At 37.3% G+C, this 16182-nt stretch carries 15 protein-coding genes; 8 read left to right on the forward strand and 7 right to left on the reverse strand.

Annotation, left to right across the window (positions count from 1 at the left end; all coding sequences use genetic code 11):
- Positions 1-50: 50 nt before the first annotated feature.
- Positions 51-1424, reverse strand: coding sequence for an MATE family efflux transporter (locus MMB68_RS10850; RefSeq protein WP_016763847.1), 1374 nt, complete (start codon positions 1422-1424; stop codon positions 51-53).
- 220 nt (positions 1425-1644) lie between these two features.
- Here MMB68_RS10850 and MMB68_RS10855 point away from each other — a divergent pair, with 220 nt between their 5' ends.
- Positions 1645-2397: an SDR family NAD(P)-dependent oxidoreductase gene (locus MMB68_RS10855; RefSeq protein ID WP_221782779.1), complete on the forward strand. Its 753-nt coding sequence runs from the start codon at positions 1645-1647 to the stop codon at positions 2395-2397.
- Positions 2398-2428: 31 nt separating this feature from the next.
- Here MMB68_RS10855 and MMB68_RS10860 read toward each other — a convergent pair whose 3' ends face one another.
- Positions 2429-3940 carry a phytoene desaturase family protein gene (locus tag MMB68_RS10860; protein ID WP_277447896.1) on the reverse strand — a complete coding sequence of 504 codons (1512 nt, stop codon included), beginning with the start codon at positions 3938-3940 and terminating at the stop codon, positions 2429-2431.
- A 136-nt stretch (positions 3941-4076) separates the two neighbouring features.
- Here MMB68_RS10860 and MMB68_RS10865 point away from each other — a divergent pair, with 136 nt between their 5' ends.
- Together MMB68_RS10865 and MMB68_RS10870 are read left to right on the forward strand one after the other, a co-directional pair.
- Complete coding sequence (locus MMB68_RS10865) at positions 4077-5180, forward strand: glycosyltransferase family 2 protein (RefSeq protein WP_277447895.1); 1104 nt, start codon at positions 4077-4079, stop codon at positions 5178-5180.
- On the forward strand, positions 5123-5641 hold the full coding sequence (locus MMB68_RS10870) for a glycosyl-4,4'-diaponeurosporenoate acyltransferase CrtO family protein (protein ID WP_277447894.1): 519 nt from the start codon (positions 5123-5125) through the stop codon (positions 5639-5641). The genes MMB68_RS10865 and MMB68_RS10870 overlap by 58 nt, the downstream gene beginning before the upstream one ends.
- Here MMB68_RS10870 and MMB68_RS10875 read toward each other — a convergent pair.
- Positions 5638-6090 (reverse strand): hypothetical protein, encoded by a 453-nt coding sequence (locus tag MMB68_RS10875; protein WP_013082868.1) that lies wholly within the window; start codon positions 6088-6090, stop codon positions 5638-5640. The two genes, MMB68_RS10870 and MMB68_RS10875, sit on opposite strands and share 4 nt — an antisense overlap.
- Positions 6091-6759: 669 nt before the next feature.
- Between MMB68_RS10875 and ltaS the strand changes: the two genes are divergently transcribed.
- The 3 genes from ltaS (at position 6760) to MMB68_RS10890 (ending at position 10678) form a co-directional block, all read left to right on the forward strand.
- Positions 6760-8697, forward strand: a complete 1938-nt coding sequence (gene ltaS / locus MMB68_RS10880) for a lipoteichoic acid synthase (RefSeq protein WP_277548846.1) — start codon at positions 6760-6762, stop codon at positions 8695-8697.
- A 166-nt stretch (positions 8698-8863) separates the two neighbouring features.
- On the forward strand, positions 8864-9508 hold the full coding sequence (locus MMB68_RS10885; RefSeq protein ID WP_221782787.1) for a 5-bromo-4-chloroindolyl phosphate hydrolysis family protein: 645 nt from the start codon (positions 8864-8866) through the stop codon (positions 9506-9508).
- Between the two features lie 24 nt (positions 9509-9532).
- A complete protein-coding gene (locus MMB68_RS10890; RefSeq protein WP_221782789.1) occupies positions 9533-10678 on the forward strand; it encodes a toxic anion resistance protein in 1146 nt (381 codons plus the stop codon).
- A gap of 46 nt (positions 10679-10724) precedes the next feature.
- Here MMB68_RS10890 and MMB68_RS10895 read toward each other — a convergent pair whose 3' ends face one another.
- Both MMB68_RS10895 and MMB68_RS10900 read right to left on the reverse strand, forming a co-directional pair.
- On the reverse strand, positions 10725-11300 hold the full coding sequence (locus MMB68_RS10895; protein ID WP_216890068.1) for a hypothetical protein: 576 nt from the start codon (positions 11298-11300) through the stop codon (positions 10725-10727).
- A 21-nt stretch (positions 11301-11321) separates the two neighbouring features.
- A complete protein-coding gene (locus MMB68_RS10900) occupies positions 11322-11831 on the reverse strand; it encodes a hypothetical protein (protein ID WP_269872076.1) in 510 nt (169 codons plus the stop codon).
- A gap of 139 nt (positions 11832-11970) precedes the next feature.
- Between MMB68_RS10900 and MMB68_RS10905 the strand changes: the two genes are divergently transcribed.
- Together MMB68_RS10905 and MMB68_RS10910 are read left to right on the forward strand one after the other, a co-directional pair.
- Positions 11971-12114: a hypothetical protein gene (locus MMB68_RS10905; RefSeq protein WP_013056734.1), complete on the forward strand. Its 144-nt coding sequence runs from the start codon at positions 11971-11973 to the stop codon at positions 12112-12114.
- Entirely contained in the window at positions 12115-12882 is a 768-nt protein-coding gene (locus MMB68_RS10910; RefSeq protein ID WP_269872075.1) for a polysaccharide deacetylase family protein, read from the forward strand.
- Between the two features lie 39 nt (positions 12883-12921).
- Here the strand turns inward: MMB68_RS10910 and MMB68_RS10915 are convergent, their stop codons facing one another.
- Both MMB68_RS10915 and MMB68_RS10920 read right to left on the reverse strand, forming a co-directional pair.
- Positions 12922-14400, reverse strand: a complete 1479-nt coding sequence (locus MMB68_RS10915) for a potassium/proton antiporter (protein ID WP_277447893.1) — start codon at positions 14398-14400, stop codon at positions 12922-12924.
- A gap of 165 nt (positions 14401-14565) precedes the next feature.
- Positions 14566-15942, reverse strand: a complete 1377-nt coding sequence (locus MMB68_RS10920) for a M28 family peptidase (RefSeq protein WP_277447892.1) — start codon at positions 15940-15942, stop codon at positions 14566-14568.
- Positions 15943-16182 lie beyond the last annotated feature (240 nt).

The raw sequence follows: 16182 nt of genomic DNA on the forward strand, positions 1-16182 counted from the left end.
CCATCTTTAAACCAAAAAAGAACGTTCTTTTGAGAACGTTCTTTTTTTGATTAAGCCGTTCGAGAAGATTTATTCTCCTCTAGCAGCTGCTTTTTTTGTATTTTTATCAAACGATACGCAAGTCCTGTTGCTCCTGCAGCAAGCCCCGCAATTAGTCCAATCCAATAGCCAAACGCCTGCAAATCGGTGTATTTTGCTAAAACAATGCCTAAAGGTAGACCAATTACCCAATAAGATACCAAGGACATTAAAAAGGTAACATTTACATCCTTATATCCTCGCAGAGCGCCTTGAATAGGAGCTTGAAGAGCATCAGAAAGCTGAAAGAAAATTGCATAAATCAAAAAATGAGAAGTTAATGCGAGTACCTCTGCATCTTTTGTATACAAAGAAGCTACTGATTCTCGAAGAGTAAATAAAAGACCTGCGCAAACAAAAGCCATGCCAACAGCGATAGTTACACCAATCCTGCTATAGCTTCGTGCATCTTGATGACGCTTAGCACCCGCTTCAAATCCCACAACAATCGTTAAAGCCATAGAAATACTCAGCGGAATCATATAGAGAAATGAGGCAAAATTAATAGCTGCTTGGTGAGAAGCGATTGTAATGGTATTATACGAGCTCATAAACAGCGTGACGGCTGAAAAAATACTTGTTTCAAAAAATACGGAAAAACCGATAGGTAAACCTATTTTTAATATTTCTTTCCAAGTAGAAAAAGAGATACGGTGAAATCTTTTAAATAAATCGAAGTTAGAAAAAGGTTCTTTTTTATGAATAATTACAATGGATACAATGAGTATGCACCAATACGTAACGGCAGTTGCATAACCGGAGCCTACTCCACCCAAGTGGGGGAAGCCTAGCTTACCGAAGATTAATACATAGTTTAAAGCTACATTAACCGGAAGCCCTAAAATGGTGATAAGCATAGACGTACGAGTTTGCCCTAAAGCATCAATAAAGTTTCGTAAAACCGTATAAATAAAAAGCGGAATAATACCAAAAGATAAAGCAATTAAATACTGTTTGGCAATGCGCATTACGTTTGCTTCTAAATTCATCCCTTTTAAAATAGGATCAACAACAAAAAAGCCGATTAAAATAATAACAACGGCCATTAAAATGGAGACATAAAGCCCTTGAATGACGGAGAACGGAACTTTTTTCTTTTGATTAGCTCCGACAAGCTGTGCAACAATTGGCGTAATAGACATTAAAATTCCGCTTAGCCCTGTAAAAACAGGTACCCATAAGCTTGAACCAATCGCTACCCCTGCCAAGTCGTCTGCGCTAACTCTTCCTGACATCATCGTATCAAAAAAAGTCATTGAAAACATTCCAAACTGGGTGACCAATATCGGAAATAAAATAAAAACGAACTGCTTAACTTTTTGAGACGTTGAAAACGTTTGTTGCATTAAAAAACCCCCAATTTGAAAACATTTACACCAAAAAGCATTATATCACGCCGTGGCTTGTTTTTGCTAAGAGTTCTGACAATAAATTCAAAGAACGTATCCATAAAACGCAGCGATTTAAAAGGAGTAAAAAGGTAAAACAGTATATGATTTTAATTTTGGCATGCAGTGAGCTATGATAGAAAGTATAGCAATTATCATTTAACGTGGAGGGATACGTGTGGATTTACAGTTGCAAAATAAAAATGTACTTATTACCGGTGGGTCAAAAGGAATTGGGAAGGCTATTGCTGCCTCGTTTATTCAAGAAGGAGCAAACGTTGGAATTGCGGCAAGAGGAGAGGAAGCGTTACAGGATGCACAGTCAGAATTAGAAAACGTACGTACATATACAGCAGACCTAACAAACGAATCAGACAGAGTTGCATTAATCGAGAAATTCATTAAAGATTTCGGAAGCATTGATATTTTAATTAATAACGCTGGAGGAAGTAATGGAAGCAAGGCCATGGAAACAGATTTATCCCTTTTCAAAGAAGCGATGGAGCTTAACTATTTTTCAGCTGTCCACTTGAGCAAGCTAGCAGCAGCTCGTATGACAAAAGATGGGGCAATCGTTAATGTGACGTCTATTTTCGGGAGAGAAAGTGGAGGGAAAGTCACGTACAATAACGCAAAAGCAGCGCTTATCAGCTTTACAAAGTCGTTTGCAGATGAAATGATTTCTAAAGGAATTCGTGTAAATGGAGTAGCGCCGGGAAGTATTTTGCATGAAACGGGTAATTGGAAAAAAAGAATGGATGAAAATCCGGAGAAGATTAAGCAGTTTGTTGAAAATGAAATACCAGCAGGACGCTTTGGAGAGCCGGAAGAAGTGGCAAACGCCGTTGTTTTTTTAGCATCTTCTCAAGCTTCATGGATAGTGGGTGCGACGTTAAACGTAGACGGTGGACAGTCAAAAATGAACTTTTAAAAAAAGTGCAGGAATTTCCTGCACTTTTTCATTATCCAATATCTTTTTGCATACGAGGAATCTGAAAATCTTCATTAATTGCGTCCGCTGTAAGCTGACCTGATAATGTCACCATTGGCACGCCGCCTCCAGGGTGTGTAGAGCCGCCCACAAAATAAAGGTTAGAAAGAAGCTGACTTCTTGCCGGAATTTTAAAACCTCCATTTTTCTTACGGTCAGTTGCTACGCCATAAATGGACCCGCCGTTAGCACCGTAAAGCTCTTGGATATCATTGGGAGTAAACGTATATTCAAACTCAATGCTTGAACGCAAGTCTTCTAATCCCATTGCCTCAAGCTTTTTCAATACGACATCACGGTAGCGGTCTTTTAATGCAGCCCAGTCGTCGCCTTCCTTTAAAGGAGGTACATGAGTAAGAACGAACAGGTTTTCTTTTCCTTCAGGAGCTTGCGTAGGGTCTGATTTAGACGATACGCCAACGTAAATTGTCGGATCCATGGCTATTTTCCCTTTGTTAAAGATTGTATCAAACTCTTCTTTCTGATCCTTTGAGAAGAAGAAATTATGATGTTGAAGCTGCTTGTACTGTTTGTTAACCCCTAATAAAAGAACAAGGCCAGAAACGGTAGGTTCGAATTTAGCAAGCTGCTGAGTTTGCTTAGCTGCTTGCGTATGATCTTTTAATAAATAGCGGTAAGTTGGAATTGCTTCTAGATTAGATACCACAATATCTGCTGATAGATTCTCGCCATTTTTTAGTGTAATTCCAGTTGCCTTTGCTCCGCTTGTTGTGATTTCTTTTACTTGCGTATTTAGATGCACAGTGACGCCAAGTTCTTGAAGGAGCTTATCCATCGCTTCAGCGATTTTGTACATTCCGCCTTTTACGTAATAAATACCTAATCCTAGCTGAACGTGAGCAAGCTGTGTTAATACAGCTGGTGCATGATAAGGAGAAGAACCGATGTACATAATTAAAAAATTAAACAATTGACGCAAATGTTTGTTTGAAAAATATTTGCGTGTAGTAGCATCCATAGATCTCATTGGATCCATTTGAAGCAGTTCTTTTACCGTATGCATCGTTCGTAAATCGTGCAGTCCAGATAAACTTTTTTTATAAAAACTTTTTAAGTTCGATTCATACATTTTATTTGCATAAGATAAATAGTCAAAAAAACCTTCAACGTCTTCTGGAGCAAGTTCTTGAAGCTGCTGAAGCATGCGAGGAAGGTCACTGGTCAAATCAATTTGTGTTCCATCTTGGAAAAAAGTTCTCCACTGAGGCTCAATTCGTTCTATTGTTAAGTAGTCGTGGATCTTGCGGCCTGCACTTTCAAACAGCTGCTCTAGCACCCACGGCATTGTTAAAATAGAAGGTCCCGTATCGAAAGAAAATCCTTTGCCGCTGCGAATATTTAACTTACCGCCAATTCGCTCGCTTTTTTCAACGACTGTTACATCATATCCATCAGCTGACAGACGAATAGCAGCTGACAGACCACCTAAACCTGCGCCTACAACAATTACTTTCTTTTTCATCTTTTTCCTCCTTATAAAACAAAAGCGAGTTGTCAACAATGTGTATAAAATGACTTCACGCAAAATAAAAATAGGTCTACAACTTTTTATTTTGTCCAGTTCGCTAATTTTCATACGTGAAGGAAAGGAGAAAGAGATGTCTTTTTTACTGGTTGCTCTTGTTTTGACAGGTACGCTTGTCAGCACTATACCTACATTTAAACGTGTAAAAATAGTAAGAAACGATATGTCATGTTTGTCCATTATTATTCCAGCTAGAAATGAAGAAAGAAACCTTACCTTTTTATTGCAGTCACTCCAGTTAGGGAACGCTGACTTTGAAGTGATTGTTGTAGATGACAACTCAACAGATAATACTGAGAGGGTAGCCAAAGCATTTGGCGTAAAAGTAGTGCACCCAGGAACACTTCCAGCTGGGTGGCTAGGAAAGTCATGGGCATGCTGGAATGGAGCACGAGAAGCAAAAGGCTCGGTGCTTTTGTTTTTAGATGCTGATATTACAGTAGAGAAAGACGGAATTGAAAAAGTCTTTTTCTACTATCAACAGCAAGGGGGGGTGCTGTCAGTTCATCCTTATCACCTTGTTAAGAGGCCTTATGAAATGTTTTCTGCTTTATTTCACTATGTTACGTTTGCATCAATTGGCGCGTTTCATCCCTTTAAAAATTGGAAAAGTCCTTCTGTCGGTTTCGGGCAGTGCTTGCTTTGCAGCGCAGCCTCCTACTTTCAAAGCGGAGGCCACGAAGGGATAAAAAAAGAAGTGGTGGAAAATATGGCGCTGGTTGAAAAAATGAACAAACAAGGTGAATTTATCACGTGTATGAGTGGACAGGGAGCTCTTTCCATGCGCATGTATCCAAATGGTATGAAAAGCCTTATAAGAGGGTGGAGTAAAAGTTTTGCTTCAGGTGCGGGGAAAACGGAAGCCATTTATTTATTTCTAGTAAGCTTGTGGCTTACTAGCATGATTAATTATGTCCTTTTTTTACCTACTCTATGGAATCAACATGCAGGCTTGGCAATTAGCAGCTATGTTTGCTATGTAAGTCTTTTATTTAATAGCTTAAGAAAAATAGGTTCGTTTAATTTTTTTTCTTTGTGCTTATTTCCTATTCATGTGCTATTTTTTCTGGGGCTATTCGTATGGTCTTTCATCCAAACAGCGGTGAGAAAGCAAGTTAAATGGAAAGAACGCAGCATATCTATAGAAGAAGAAAAAAAGAAGAAAGTGATAAAATGACAGGTGCTCAGCTCTTAATTAATATCATGGCATGGTTTGTGATTCACATGTTCATCGCCTACAGATGCACAAAAATTTCTGCTTTTTATTTAAAAAAGGAACTTGCGCTGTTTAAGGTTCAAAGCTGGGAAACAGTTGGGATATATAAAAAATTCGGGGTGCACCGATGGAAAATGTGGCTTCCTGATGCAGGAAAGCTATTTAAACGAGGATTTTATAAAAAGAAATGGGAGAGTAGAACGAAGGAATATGCACAGCTTTTTTTAATTGAAACAAATCGAGCAGAGTTAACTCACTGGATCAGCATACTTCCTTCTATTCTTTTTTTTATATGGAACTCTCCTTCTATAGGTGTTTGGATGGTTATTTATGCGATTGTTGCAAACGTACCGTTTATTTTGGTTCAACGATATAATCGAATACGGATTCATCAAGTCGTTTTGAAACTCAAACGAAATTAATTAACGTGTCTTTGGCTCCGAGTAGGGGCCTCGGTTTTTATTTTTTTCTCTTTATTCGAAGACAATAACCTCTTGGATAAAAGAAAAAAAGAAGCAAAGGCGATATAAATACTAAAAAAGACTAAAAACCCCCATAAACCTGCTATGGCATCATCAAATTCCATATTGCCCCGGGTAGTAATTCCTTGCTGAATTTCAATGGCAAAAACTAAGACAAGCATAACGGTAAGGGTATAGATAAAGGAAATAGCTGTAATACTAAATTTCCATTTTGACAATAATTTAAAGATCATATAAACGCTTAAAAACGTGAGCAGTCCAATAATGCCAATAATCCAAAAGTGAAGTTCTTTATCTGAAAGAGAAAATCCTAGTAAATAAAAAATATAAATTAATCCGTCGTGCAATACATTAATAATATTTGTAATGAAAACAATACATTCTTTCATTTTTTCTCCTTTATAAAAATGTAAGACGTTTAAACTGCCAGGCATACAAGCATGCATAGCCCGTACTCATTCCAATTTTATATAAAAAATGCACTTTCTAGATCAGACGTTAAAGAGATCTGAAATTTCAAATAATATTTATAATTTATATTATAAACAAAAAGATAAAAAAATAAAAATTTTCGATGCAAACTGACACATTTTTTTCATATTTAAAGAAAGAAATAACTCAAAATATGTGGTTTACTGTAGAAAGAAAAGAAAATAAGAGGTATTGATATAACAAATATTCACAAGTGCTTTTATGCATTCTCTTGTAAAGTAGAAGGAAAACTAAGGCAAGTGTTAAATTTATATGTATAGTGGACAAAATAAAAAATAAATATAAAATAGTGAAACTTAAAGAGAAGCTGTCCGTATTAAATAGTGAGAAGAAAAAAGCACAGGATACATTTGTGTTTAAAAGCCGATAGAGCTGGGAATAAGAAAGTAGTTATTTTCTCACGTTTGGTGAAAATTATACGTAGCGGTGTTGACAATTTTTTTTAAAGAGTTAAAATGTGAAAGAACAGATTAGCTCTCTTACATTTTTTGTAAGAGAGATTTCTTTTTACATTTACTATAAAAATAAAAGTGAGCTTAAATTTCAATAGAGACAGAGGTGGGAATATGAAACAGCTCATGACAAACGGTAAAAATATTTTTTCGAAACAGCTGCCGTTATTTCTAATTGCAGTTTTGTTGTTTTGGATTAAAACGTATACCGTTTATCGTATCGAATTTAACTTAGGGCTAGATAATTTTATGCAAAAGTTCTTACTTTTCATAAACCCAATTGGTTCGGCAATTTTCTTTTTTGCCATTGCATTACTATTTAAAGGGCGCGGAAAAGTACGAGCACTGCTTGGAATGAATTTTTTACTTTCATTCATCCTGTACGCAAATGTAGTATACTATCGCTTCTTTAATGATTTTATTACTGTTCCTGTATTGACTCAGTCAAACAACTTTGGTCAATTAGGCGGCAGTGCCATGGCTTTAATTAGCCCAAGTGATATTTTATACTTCACAGATTTCTTTATTCTTTTAGTTTTAGTACTATGGAAAAAAGTTGACTTACCAGCAACAATTAGTCGACGTACTGTGACAGGTGTATTTTTATCAGGGATTTTATTCTTAAGTGCCAACATCGCACTAGCGGAAATGGATCGTCCTCAACTATTAACGAGAACATTTGACCGCAACTATTTAGTAAAATATTTAGGAACGTATAACTATACGATCTATGACATCATCCAGAGCTCGAAATCTTCAGCACAGCGCGCGCTAGCAGATAGCAGTGATGTGGCTGAGGTAGAGAACTATGCAAAAGCAACATATGCTGAGCCGAACAAAGAATATTTCGGTCAGGCAAAAGGCAAAAACGTTATCTATATTTCATTAGAGTCACTTCAGTCATTTATGATTGGTTATAAGTTAAATGGTGAAGAAGTAACGCCATTCTTAAATTCACTATTAAAAGATCAGAACACAATGTATTTCGATAACTTCTTCCATCAAACAGGGCAAGGTAAAACGTCAGATGCTGAATTCATGATGGAGAACTCATTATTCGGCTTACCTCAAGGTTCTGTATTTACAACAAAAGCAAATAACACCTATCAGTCGCTGTCTGGTATTCTAGATCAGCAAGGCTATACAACATCTGTGTTCCACGGAAATGGAAAATCGTTCTGGAACCGTGACGAAATGTATAAATCAATGGGTGTAGAAAAATTCTTTGATTCAGCTTATTACAATATGTCGGACGAAGATACGCTGAACTATGGTTTAAAAGATAAACCATTCTTTAAAGAATCAATGCCGTATCTAAAAGGCTTAAAGCAGCCATTTAGCGCGAAGTTCATTACGTTATCAAACCACTTCCCTTATCCGCTAGATAAGGAAGACCAAACGATTGGACCTCACAATACGGGAGATAAGTCAGTTGACCAATACTTCCAAACGGCTCGTTATTTAGACGAATCAATCAAGCAATTCTTTGAGGATTTACAGGCCTCTGGCTTAGCAGATAATACGATGGTCGTGATGTACGGTGACCACTACGGTATTTCTGAAAACCATAAGCGTGCAATGGGCAAAGTAATGGGTAAAAACATCAATGATTTTGAACAAGCTCAGCTGCAGCGCGTACCATTATTTATTACTTCACCAGGCCTTAAAGGCGGCGTAAATCATACGTATGGTGGAGATGTAGATGTTCGTCCAACAGTGATGCATTTATTAGGTCTTGATACAAAAGACTATATTGACTTTGGTACAGACTTATTATCAAAAGAACATCAGCAAGTTGTACCTTTCCGTAACGGTGACTTTGTTACACCTAAGGTAACAAAAGTTGATCAGAAAGTGTATGACAACGCAACGGGCAAGCAGCTTTCAGATAAGGAAGCGAAACAGTATGATAAGTATGATGAACTAGTTAAGAAAAAGCTAGAACTATCAGATAAACTTGTTTACGGAGATTTACTCCGCTTTCATACACCAGAAGGGTTCAAACCAATTGAACGCTCGAAGTATGATTACAACAAGCGCGAAGATCAATAAAAAACAGGCAGCTTTTAATAGCTGCCTGTTTTTTTGTTTTGTGAAACCTTTAAAGGTTTTATCCGTATATAAATTATAACAGTAATCGTTTTAAGAGACGGGAAGACAATGGTATAATATGTATACGTTTAAAAGTTCGGTCACATTTGAGATAGGAGTGAAAGCGATGAAAGTCGTTCGAATCATAAAAAAGATTCTTGCCATTTGGGTAACAGGAGCAGTAGCCGTTCCGGTCAGCTATTTTGGATTTAGTACCACGATGATTCAGTCCTTTGGCATTAGTATAGGAGTAATGGTCGTGATGAGCCTGTTTTTTATTATGAGCAGTGTTCGACGTCATTATCAAAATCCGTATAGAGAAGAAATTGCATACGTTCGTCATCAAGTAAAAGAGGCAAGAAAGCAATTAAGAACCATTGGAAGCTATCGTTTTAAAATTCGGTCTGTTCATATGTGGACAGAACTTTCTAAACTATACAAAGTAGGTAAAAGCATCATTGAAATGGTAGAAAAAGAGCCCGCACGATATAAAGATGTTCAGCCCTTTTTTACGAACTACTTACAATCAACGGTTACCGTCATTGAAAGGTATATGTTTTTATTATCAAAACCAACGAAAAGCATAGAAGTAAAAGAAAGTCTTCATGAAGCGGAAGACATGCTGCGCGGGTTATCAGGGAAGTATGAGCATTTATTAACAAATGCCCTTTCACAAGATAAGCTGACATTAGATGTAGAGCTTAAAGTGCTAAAACAAGCATTTGAAGAGGAGCAGCCGTATATACCGACAGCTACTAATCGCACAAAGTAATGTAAATGCAAAGGATGGGATTTTATGATGAAAGAATATGATCAAAATCAATCGTTAGATGCGCTCCTTGATGATCCTTTTGCGTCGCCTACCCCGCAGATACAATCGGACTCTCGCGCTGCAAAAAGAAACACATACGATGATTTGACACCGGAATATCAGGAAAAAGCGCAGAAAATCGCAAATCAAATTGATTATAAAAATCAGCAGGCTATCTTACAGTACGGGGTAGCAGCTCAGTCAGAACTATCTCAGTTTTCTCAATCTGTACTACAGCATGTTCAAACGAAAGATACGGGACCAGTAGGAGACGTTATAGGAGATTTAATGAGTAAGATTCGCCAAGTGAATCCCGATGATTTTTCTGCAAAGAAAAAAGGAGTCATCGGTCGATTGTTTTCAGGAGTCTCTAGGCCTATTCAAAATTTATTAACAAAATATCAAAGCATTAATGTTGAAATTGATAAAATTGCAGATAAGTTAGAGCGTTCAAAACAAATGCTGTATCGAGACATTACGATGCTAGATAGCTTATATGATAAAAATAAACAGTTTTACGAGGCGCTTAACGTCTACATTGCAGCGGCAGAATACAAGTTAGTGGCGCTGCAGAATGAAACGCTGCCCCAGCTTCAGCAAACAGCATCTCAAAAAAATGACTACTTGATGGCTCAGGAGGTCAATGATTTAAATCAATTTATCAATAGGCTAGAAAAACGAGTGCATGATTTAAAACTGAGCCGTCAAATTGCCATTCAAAGTGCACCGCAGATTCGATTAATTCAAGAAGTCAATCAGACCCTTGTGGAAAAAATTCAAAGCTCTATTTTAACAGCTATTCCACTTTGGAAAAATCAAGTAGTAATCGCAACCACTTTATTACGCCAAAAGAAAGCAATGGAAGCCCAGAAGCAAGTATCTAAGACAACAAACGACTTGCTTACTAAAAATTCAGAGCTGCTCAAGCAGAATACGATTGAAGTAGCTCGTGAAAACGAGGCGGGGATTGTCGATATCGAAACATTGAAAAAAACGCAGTCCGATTTGATTACCACGTTAGAAGAAGTACTAAAGATACAAGAAGAAGGACGTACGAAGCGTACCGAGGCAGAATCAGAGCTGTATCAAATGGAAAAAGATTTAAAAACTAAACTATTAGATATGAAATAAAGAAAAAGTCGGTTTACACCCTTTGTAAACCGACTTTTTCTTTGTTTTATGCATTTTGAAGCGTTCTCGCCATTTCTAAAAAAGGAGTTAAATCTCTTTCGGATTTAGGAGCAAAGATCGTTAACCGGAAAGTAGGGTGTTGATTTTGCTTTCGAACGAGAAAACCGTATGCGTTACTTTTATCATCTGATGCTTTGTACGCAGCTTCTATCTCTAAGTTATGATGAATGAGGTGTGTATCAAGAGAAGCCACTTCCGAAAAGCCAGCTCTTAAAATTTCTTTTGTTTCTTTATTGAGCTCCTCTACACTTTTATTTGGTGGAAACACTTCAATCCGCATCCACAAAGCATCATTTTTTTTGTTGTAAATGACATCTTTTCGTGGCTCTTCTTCTGTAAACTCGTATCCTTCTAGTACGTAAAGCGTATAGTTTTGATTGGTGCTTCTTTTAAGATAACCTACATCTGTTCTACTGCTTCCTTTGTAAGGATAGGTGAACTTTTGCTGTGGCAAGCGTTCTTTTGGAATTTCTTCTTGTGTGTTAATAAGCTCTTCACGAAAAGCAGTTGAGCAGCCACTCATCAAACATATAAAGCAAACAAGAAATATCTTTTTTTTCATAGCTGGCTTCCTTATCTATTTTCATTCATGCGTTTTTACTGAGTTAACAATTGAAATTAATTTTTTTTCATCATCAGAATTTTTAGCTGTAACCATCGTGATTTTTAAAGCAGGGTGCCCCTTTGTTTCTCTCAGTACATATAGCTTTGCCGTTTCTTTTTTACTCCGGGATGTAGATGCAAACACAACAGGTTGAATAAATAGGGATGTAGAAGAAATTTTTAACGATTTTCCAAACTGGTCATCAAACAATTCTTTTGAACGATCTAGATATGATTTGCTTGCACTTTCTTTCCCGGAAAGGACTTCAATTCGCATCCACGTATAGGGAGTCTTGGTTGAAAAAAGAATATCTTTTCCATCCTCTTCTTTTTGAAGCGTATATTCACCGGGCAATGAAAGAGAATATCCTTGTTCGCTTACGGTGAGCTGCTGATGTTTCGTATTGCTTTCACTGACTGCTTTAACAGAAGGCAGTATAACCATGGTTGCGCTTATCATTAACAGAAAAGCTAAATAAAATTTTCGCATGTATATATCTCCTATTCAAAACGCTAGACAGCGTGTAGTTACTATAAAAAAATGTTTTCGCCATGTTAGAACCCGTAGGTTTATTTTTGACTTTTTGGTAAAGCTAAAAACACAATCAATTAGTAATGGAGAGAAGACTATGAAAAACCGTAAATCAACTTCTGCAGCTAATCGCCGTCAACAGCGCGTGTGTTTGGGGGATGAACGATTATTTGCAGTTGGTATTAAAGCGTTTATTGACAATACGCATGAATCACACCTAGACAAAAAAGGAGGTCATTGAGTGAAATGGTGCTTGTCAATTATCATTATTGTTTCCATTAATTTCTATGGTATTCAGGCGGATGCTGCAAAGAAGAGCAGATTTTATTATGAAAAAAAAGGAGATATCGTGTGGGAAGTTCCCATGAAAGACGAGAAGTTGATTGCGCTTACATTTGATGATGGACCAGATCCTAAATATACGCCGACCATTTTGAGTTTATTGCAAGAGTACGGTGCCAAAGCAACTTTTTTTGTAGTCGGCGATCGAGTAACGTCGTTTCCCAAGCTTGCTCAAAGAGAAGTTCGTGAAGGGCATGAACTTGCTAATCATACATATAGCCATTTGAAAGTAAGGGGCCAGGAAGTAGAGAGAATTGAACAAGAAATTGAAAAAGCGGATGAACGTATACAAGCTATTACAGGAATAAAACCTTACCTGTTTCGTCCACCTACTGGCTATTATGACGATCGGGTAGTAAAAGCTGCTAAAAATCAGCAGTATACCATTATTCTTTGGTCTTGGCATCAAGATACATTTGATTGGAGAAATCCAGGCGTAGGTAAAATTGTAAGTCAAGTGCTTAACCATGCCAGGTCAGGAGATATTGTATTGTTTCATGATACGGGAGGAGATCGGACCCAAACCATTGAAGCATTAAAACAAATTTTACCGAAGTTAAAGGAAGAGGGGTATAAATTTGTAACGGTCTCAGAACTTTTAAAACATCACCCCAATTATAAATCTCTTTATTTGATGCAACAGCAAAAACAGCACTCCGTTCAATAATCGGGTGCTGTTTTTCTCGTAAAGGCTTTAACCAATTTTTTAACTGGTTTTTCCTTCTCTTTCGTCCCCATCAGACGTATTTTTTTGGAAAAATGCTTTTACTTTATCACGTTTTTTCTTCGAAATAAGAATATATAATGTATCACCTGCAAAAATTTGTGTATTTCCTCTAGGGGTAAGTAGTTTGTCATCTCGAATAACAGCAGTCACTAAAATGTCTTCAGGGAGGTGAAGTTCTTCAAGCGATTTTCCTGATATATCTGCATGTTCCACGAGCTTCAACTCAATCATTTCATTTTTGGTTTTGCCCATCGAAACAAGCTCGAGACTGTGAGGAACCGTCTCTTTTTCACCTTGAGAAAGGTTTAGAAATTTGGCTAAAGGAGCGATTGTTGCTCCTTGAAGAAGAGCGGAAGTTAAGACAACAAAGAAAACGACGTTAAAAATGAGCGTGCTGTTCTCCAAACCTGCCATCATAGGGTAAGTAGCTAATACAATTGGAACAGCTCCTTTTAAACCGGCCCAAGAAATAAACAGTTTTTCTTTGGATGAGTATTTAGCAAACATCATCGAAAGAAATACGCCGAGTGGACGAGCGACAAACATAAGTAAAAGAGATAACAGTATACCCTGCCAAATGATATCTAGCAGTTGATTAGGAAAGACAAGAAGGCCGAGTAAAATAAACATTAAAATTTGCATCATCCATGCAAAACCTTCGTTAAAGCGGACAATTGTGTGACGATAAGTCAGATCTGCATTTCCTACTACCACTGCCATTACATATACAGCAAGTAGACCGCTTGCTTCTACAAATGTGGAAATTCCATAGGTTAAGGCGGCCAATGACAATGTAAGCACAGGGTAAAGACCTGAAGAATCCAAATTAATTCGATTAATAATCCAAACGGATGCTTTTCCAAGTATTAAACCAAGTACCAGGCCGATTCCCATTTGCCAAAAGAAATTAAGGATTAATGAGAGAATAGGAGAGTCCGGATGTTGAATTAATTCAATAATAGAAACGGTTAAGAAGATGGCCATCGGATCATTGGAACCAGATTCTGCTTCTAGCGTGGAGTTTAATTTTTGGCGGATATTCTGTGTCCCTAGTACAGAAAACACGGCTGCAGCATCTGTAGAGCCAACGATTGCCCCAAATAAAAAGCCTTCAAGCCAAGTAACACCTAAAATATATTTGGCAAGTACACCCGTTAAAACTGTCGTAATGAGGACTCCGAAAGTAGCTAATGAAACGGAAGGGCGAACAACGCGTTTAACATCTTTCCATTTGGTCTGCACGCCTCCATCAAAAAGAATAATGATAAGCGCTAATATTCCGAATCCTTGTGTTAAAAGAGCATTGTCAAAGTAGATGTAGTGGCTAACAACCATTCCTACAATAATAAAGAGTACAAGCGAAGGGACTCCAAGGCGAGTAGAGAACTTTGCAGTAAGTACCCCTATGACAAGGAGAATAGATAATAAAAGAATTGAATGGTCTACCGTAAAATCCAAAAAATACACCTCTTTTGTTCAAAATTTTTATGCAAGCAATAAGTGAGGCTCCTCTATAACAATTGTAGCATAATGGATTTAAAACCTTGAGAAATCTGCTTATCAAAAAAAGAGATGCATAAACATCTCTTTTTTTGATCATGTATGAATAACAGGGACAGATTCTTATTTAACATCTTGCTCGTGATAAAGATGAGGAGCTTTAAATGTTGCTTTCTTTTTAACTGAAGAACCTTGTTGGTCGGGACGGGAACGATCGTAAATAGCTGTTCCAACAATCTCAGCCACATCTTGAAGTTTTTCTTTGCTTATTTTATCAAGGTTATCTTCAGGCGTATGATACCAAGGTTCAGACGGACTATGAATAAATAGAGCAGCCGGTATTCCTGCTTCTGCAAAAGGAACGTGATCACTGCGGCCGCCAGCTTGGAATGGCGTAGGTGATCCATTTAATCTTGTACTTGAAGCTTGAGCTAATTCTGTGACAAGATTTGGTGTTCCATCAGCTGTATTCATCACCAAATCTCCCGCATCTCGACTTCCTACCATGTCTAAATTAAACATTCCAACAATACGGTTTTTCTCATCTTCAGATAGCTCACTAACATAATGCTCGGATCCTAGTAAGCCTACTTCTTCAGCTCCGAATGTGACAAATCGCAGTTCTGTATCAGTAGGAAGAGTTTTAAATACACGAGCTAATTCAAGCACCATTGCTGTTCCAGAAGCATCGTCATTTGCCCCAGGCGCTCCGGCCACAGAATCATGATGAGCACCTACTACAATAATATCATTTGTTCCTTTTTTCTTAAAAGTAGAAGGTTTAGTAGCGGTTACATTATAAGAGGTTCGCTCACTTACGACAGCTCCTTCAATTTTTACTGTACCTGAAGGCTTTTCGCCTTTTTGAATAGAAGTAAGAATCTTTTCACCTTCTTCTTTGGTAACAGCAAGAGACGGAATGTAGTTATCATTAGCGCCGCCAAGCGTTCCGTTTAGCTCACCGTCTGTATTATTAAAAATAATGACGGCTGCAGCCCCTTTTTCAGCAGCATTTAATACTTTTTCACCAAAAGTAATAGTGCCTCGCTGAACTAATACAATTTTACCTGCCACATCTTTGTTTGCTAAATTATCTTTTGTACCCAGCCCTCCATCTACAATTTCAGCTGTGACATTTCCATTGGTGCTATAAGTAAAAGTTGTTGGAGAGTAGCTGGTACCGTTTACGCTTAGTGAAAAACTCGCTGCTGGTGTGTAACCGGTAAAGGTAAAAGGCTCTACTGCGCTCTCATAGCCTAGTTTAGACAAACGCTTTTGAACAAATGTAGCAGCTTCGCGCTCAGCTTCAGTTCCTGCCACCCGAGGTTTTTTTGAGAGATACGCAATGTCTTGATAAATTTTCTCAGCATTGATTTTTTTTAATACTTTTTGTTCAGAACTTTGATGGTGAGAAGCATTTGCAGAAGTAGAAGCTTGTGCACTTGTAAAAGATAAAGTCAAACTTGTTGCTACAGCCAAAGAAATCACGGTTTTTTTCATTAAAATCCCCCTAAATTTATCGATGTAGTTGGTACTACTCGAATTTACAATATTAAGAAAATACAAAAAAGAGTATTATTACCTAAATGTTCCAGAGTATTCCGTATCTAAATTCCTATTTTGATAGAGAAAATAATTCAAATAAAATGAAAATGCGGAAACAAATAAAGAGGATAAAAGAAACTGTGTCAAAAGTAATAAAAAAAGGTATTAGATAAGAATAAAAAAATAAGATAAACT

The organism is Priestia sp. Y58 (genome assembly GCF_029522095.1).
Classification (GTDB): Bacteria; Bacillota; Bacilli; order Bacillales; family Bacillaceae_H; genus Priestia; species Priestia megaterium_E.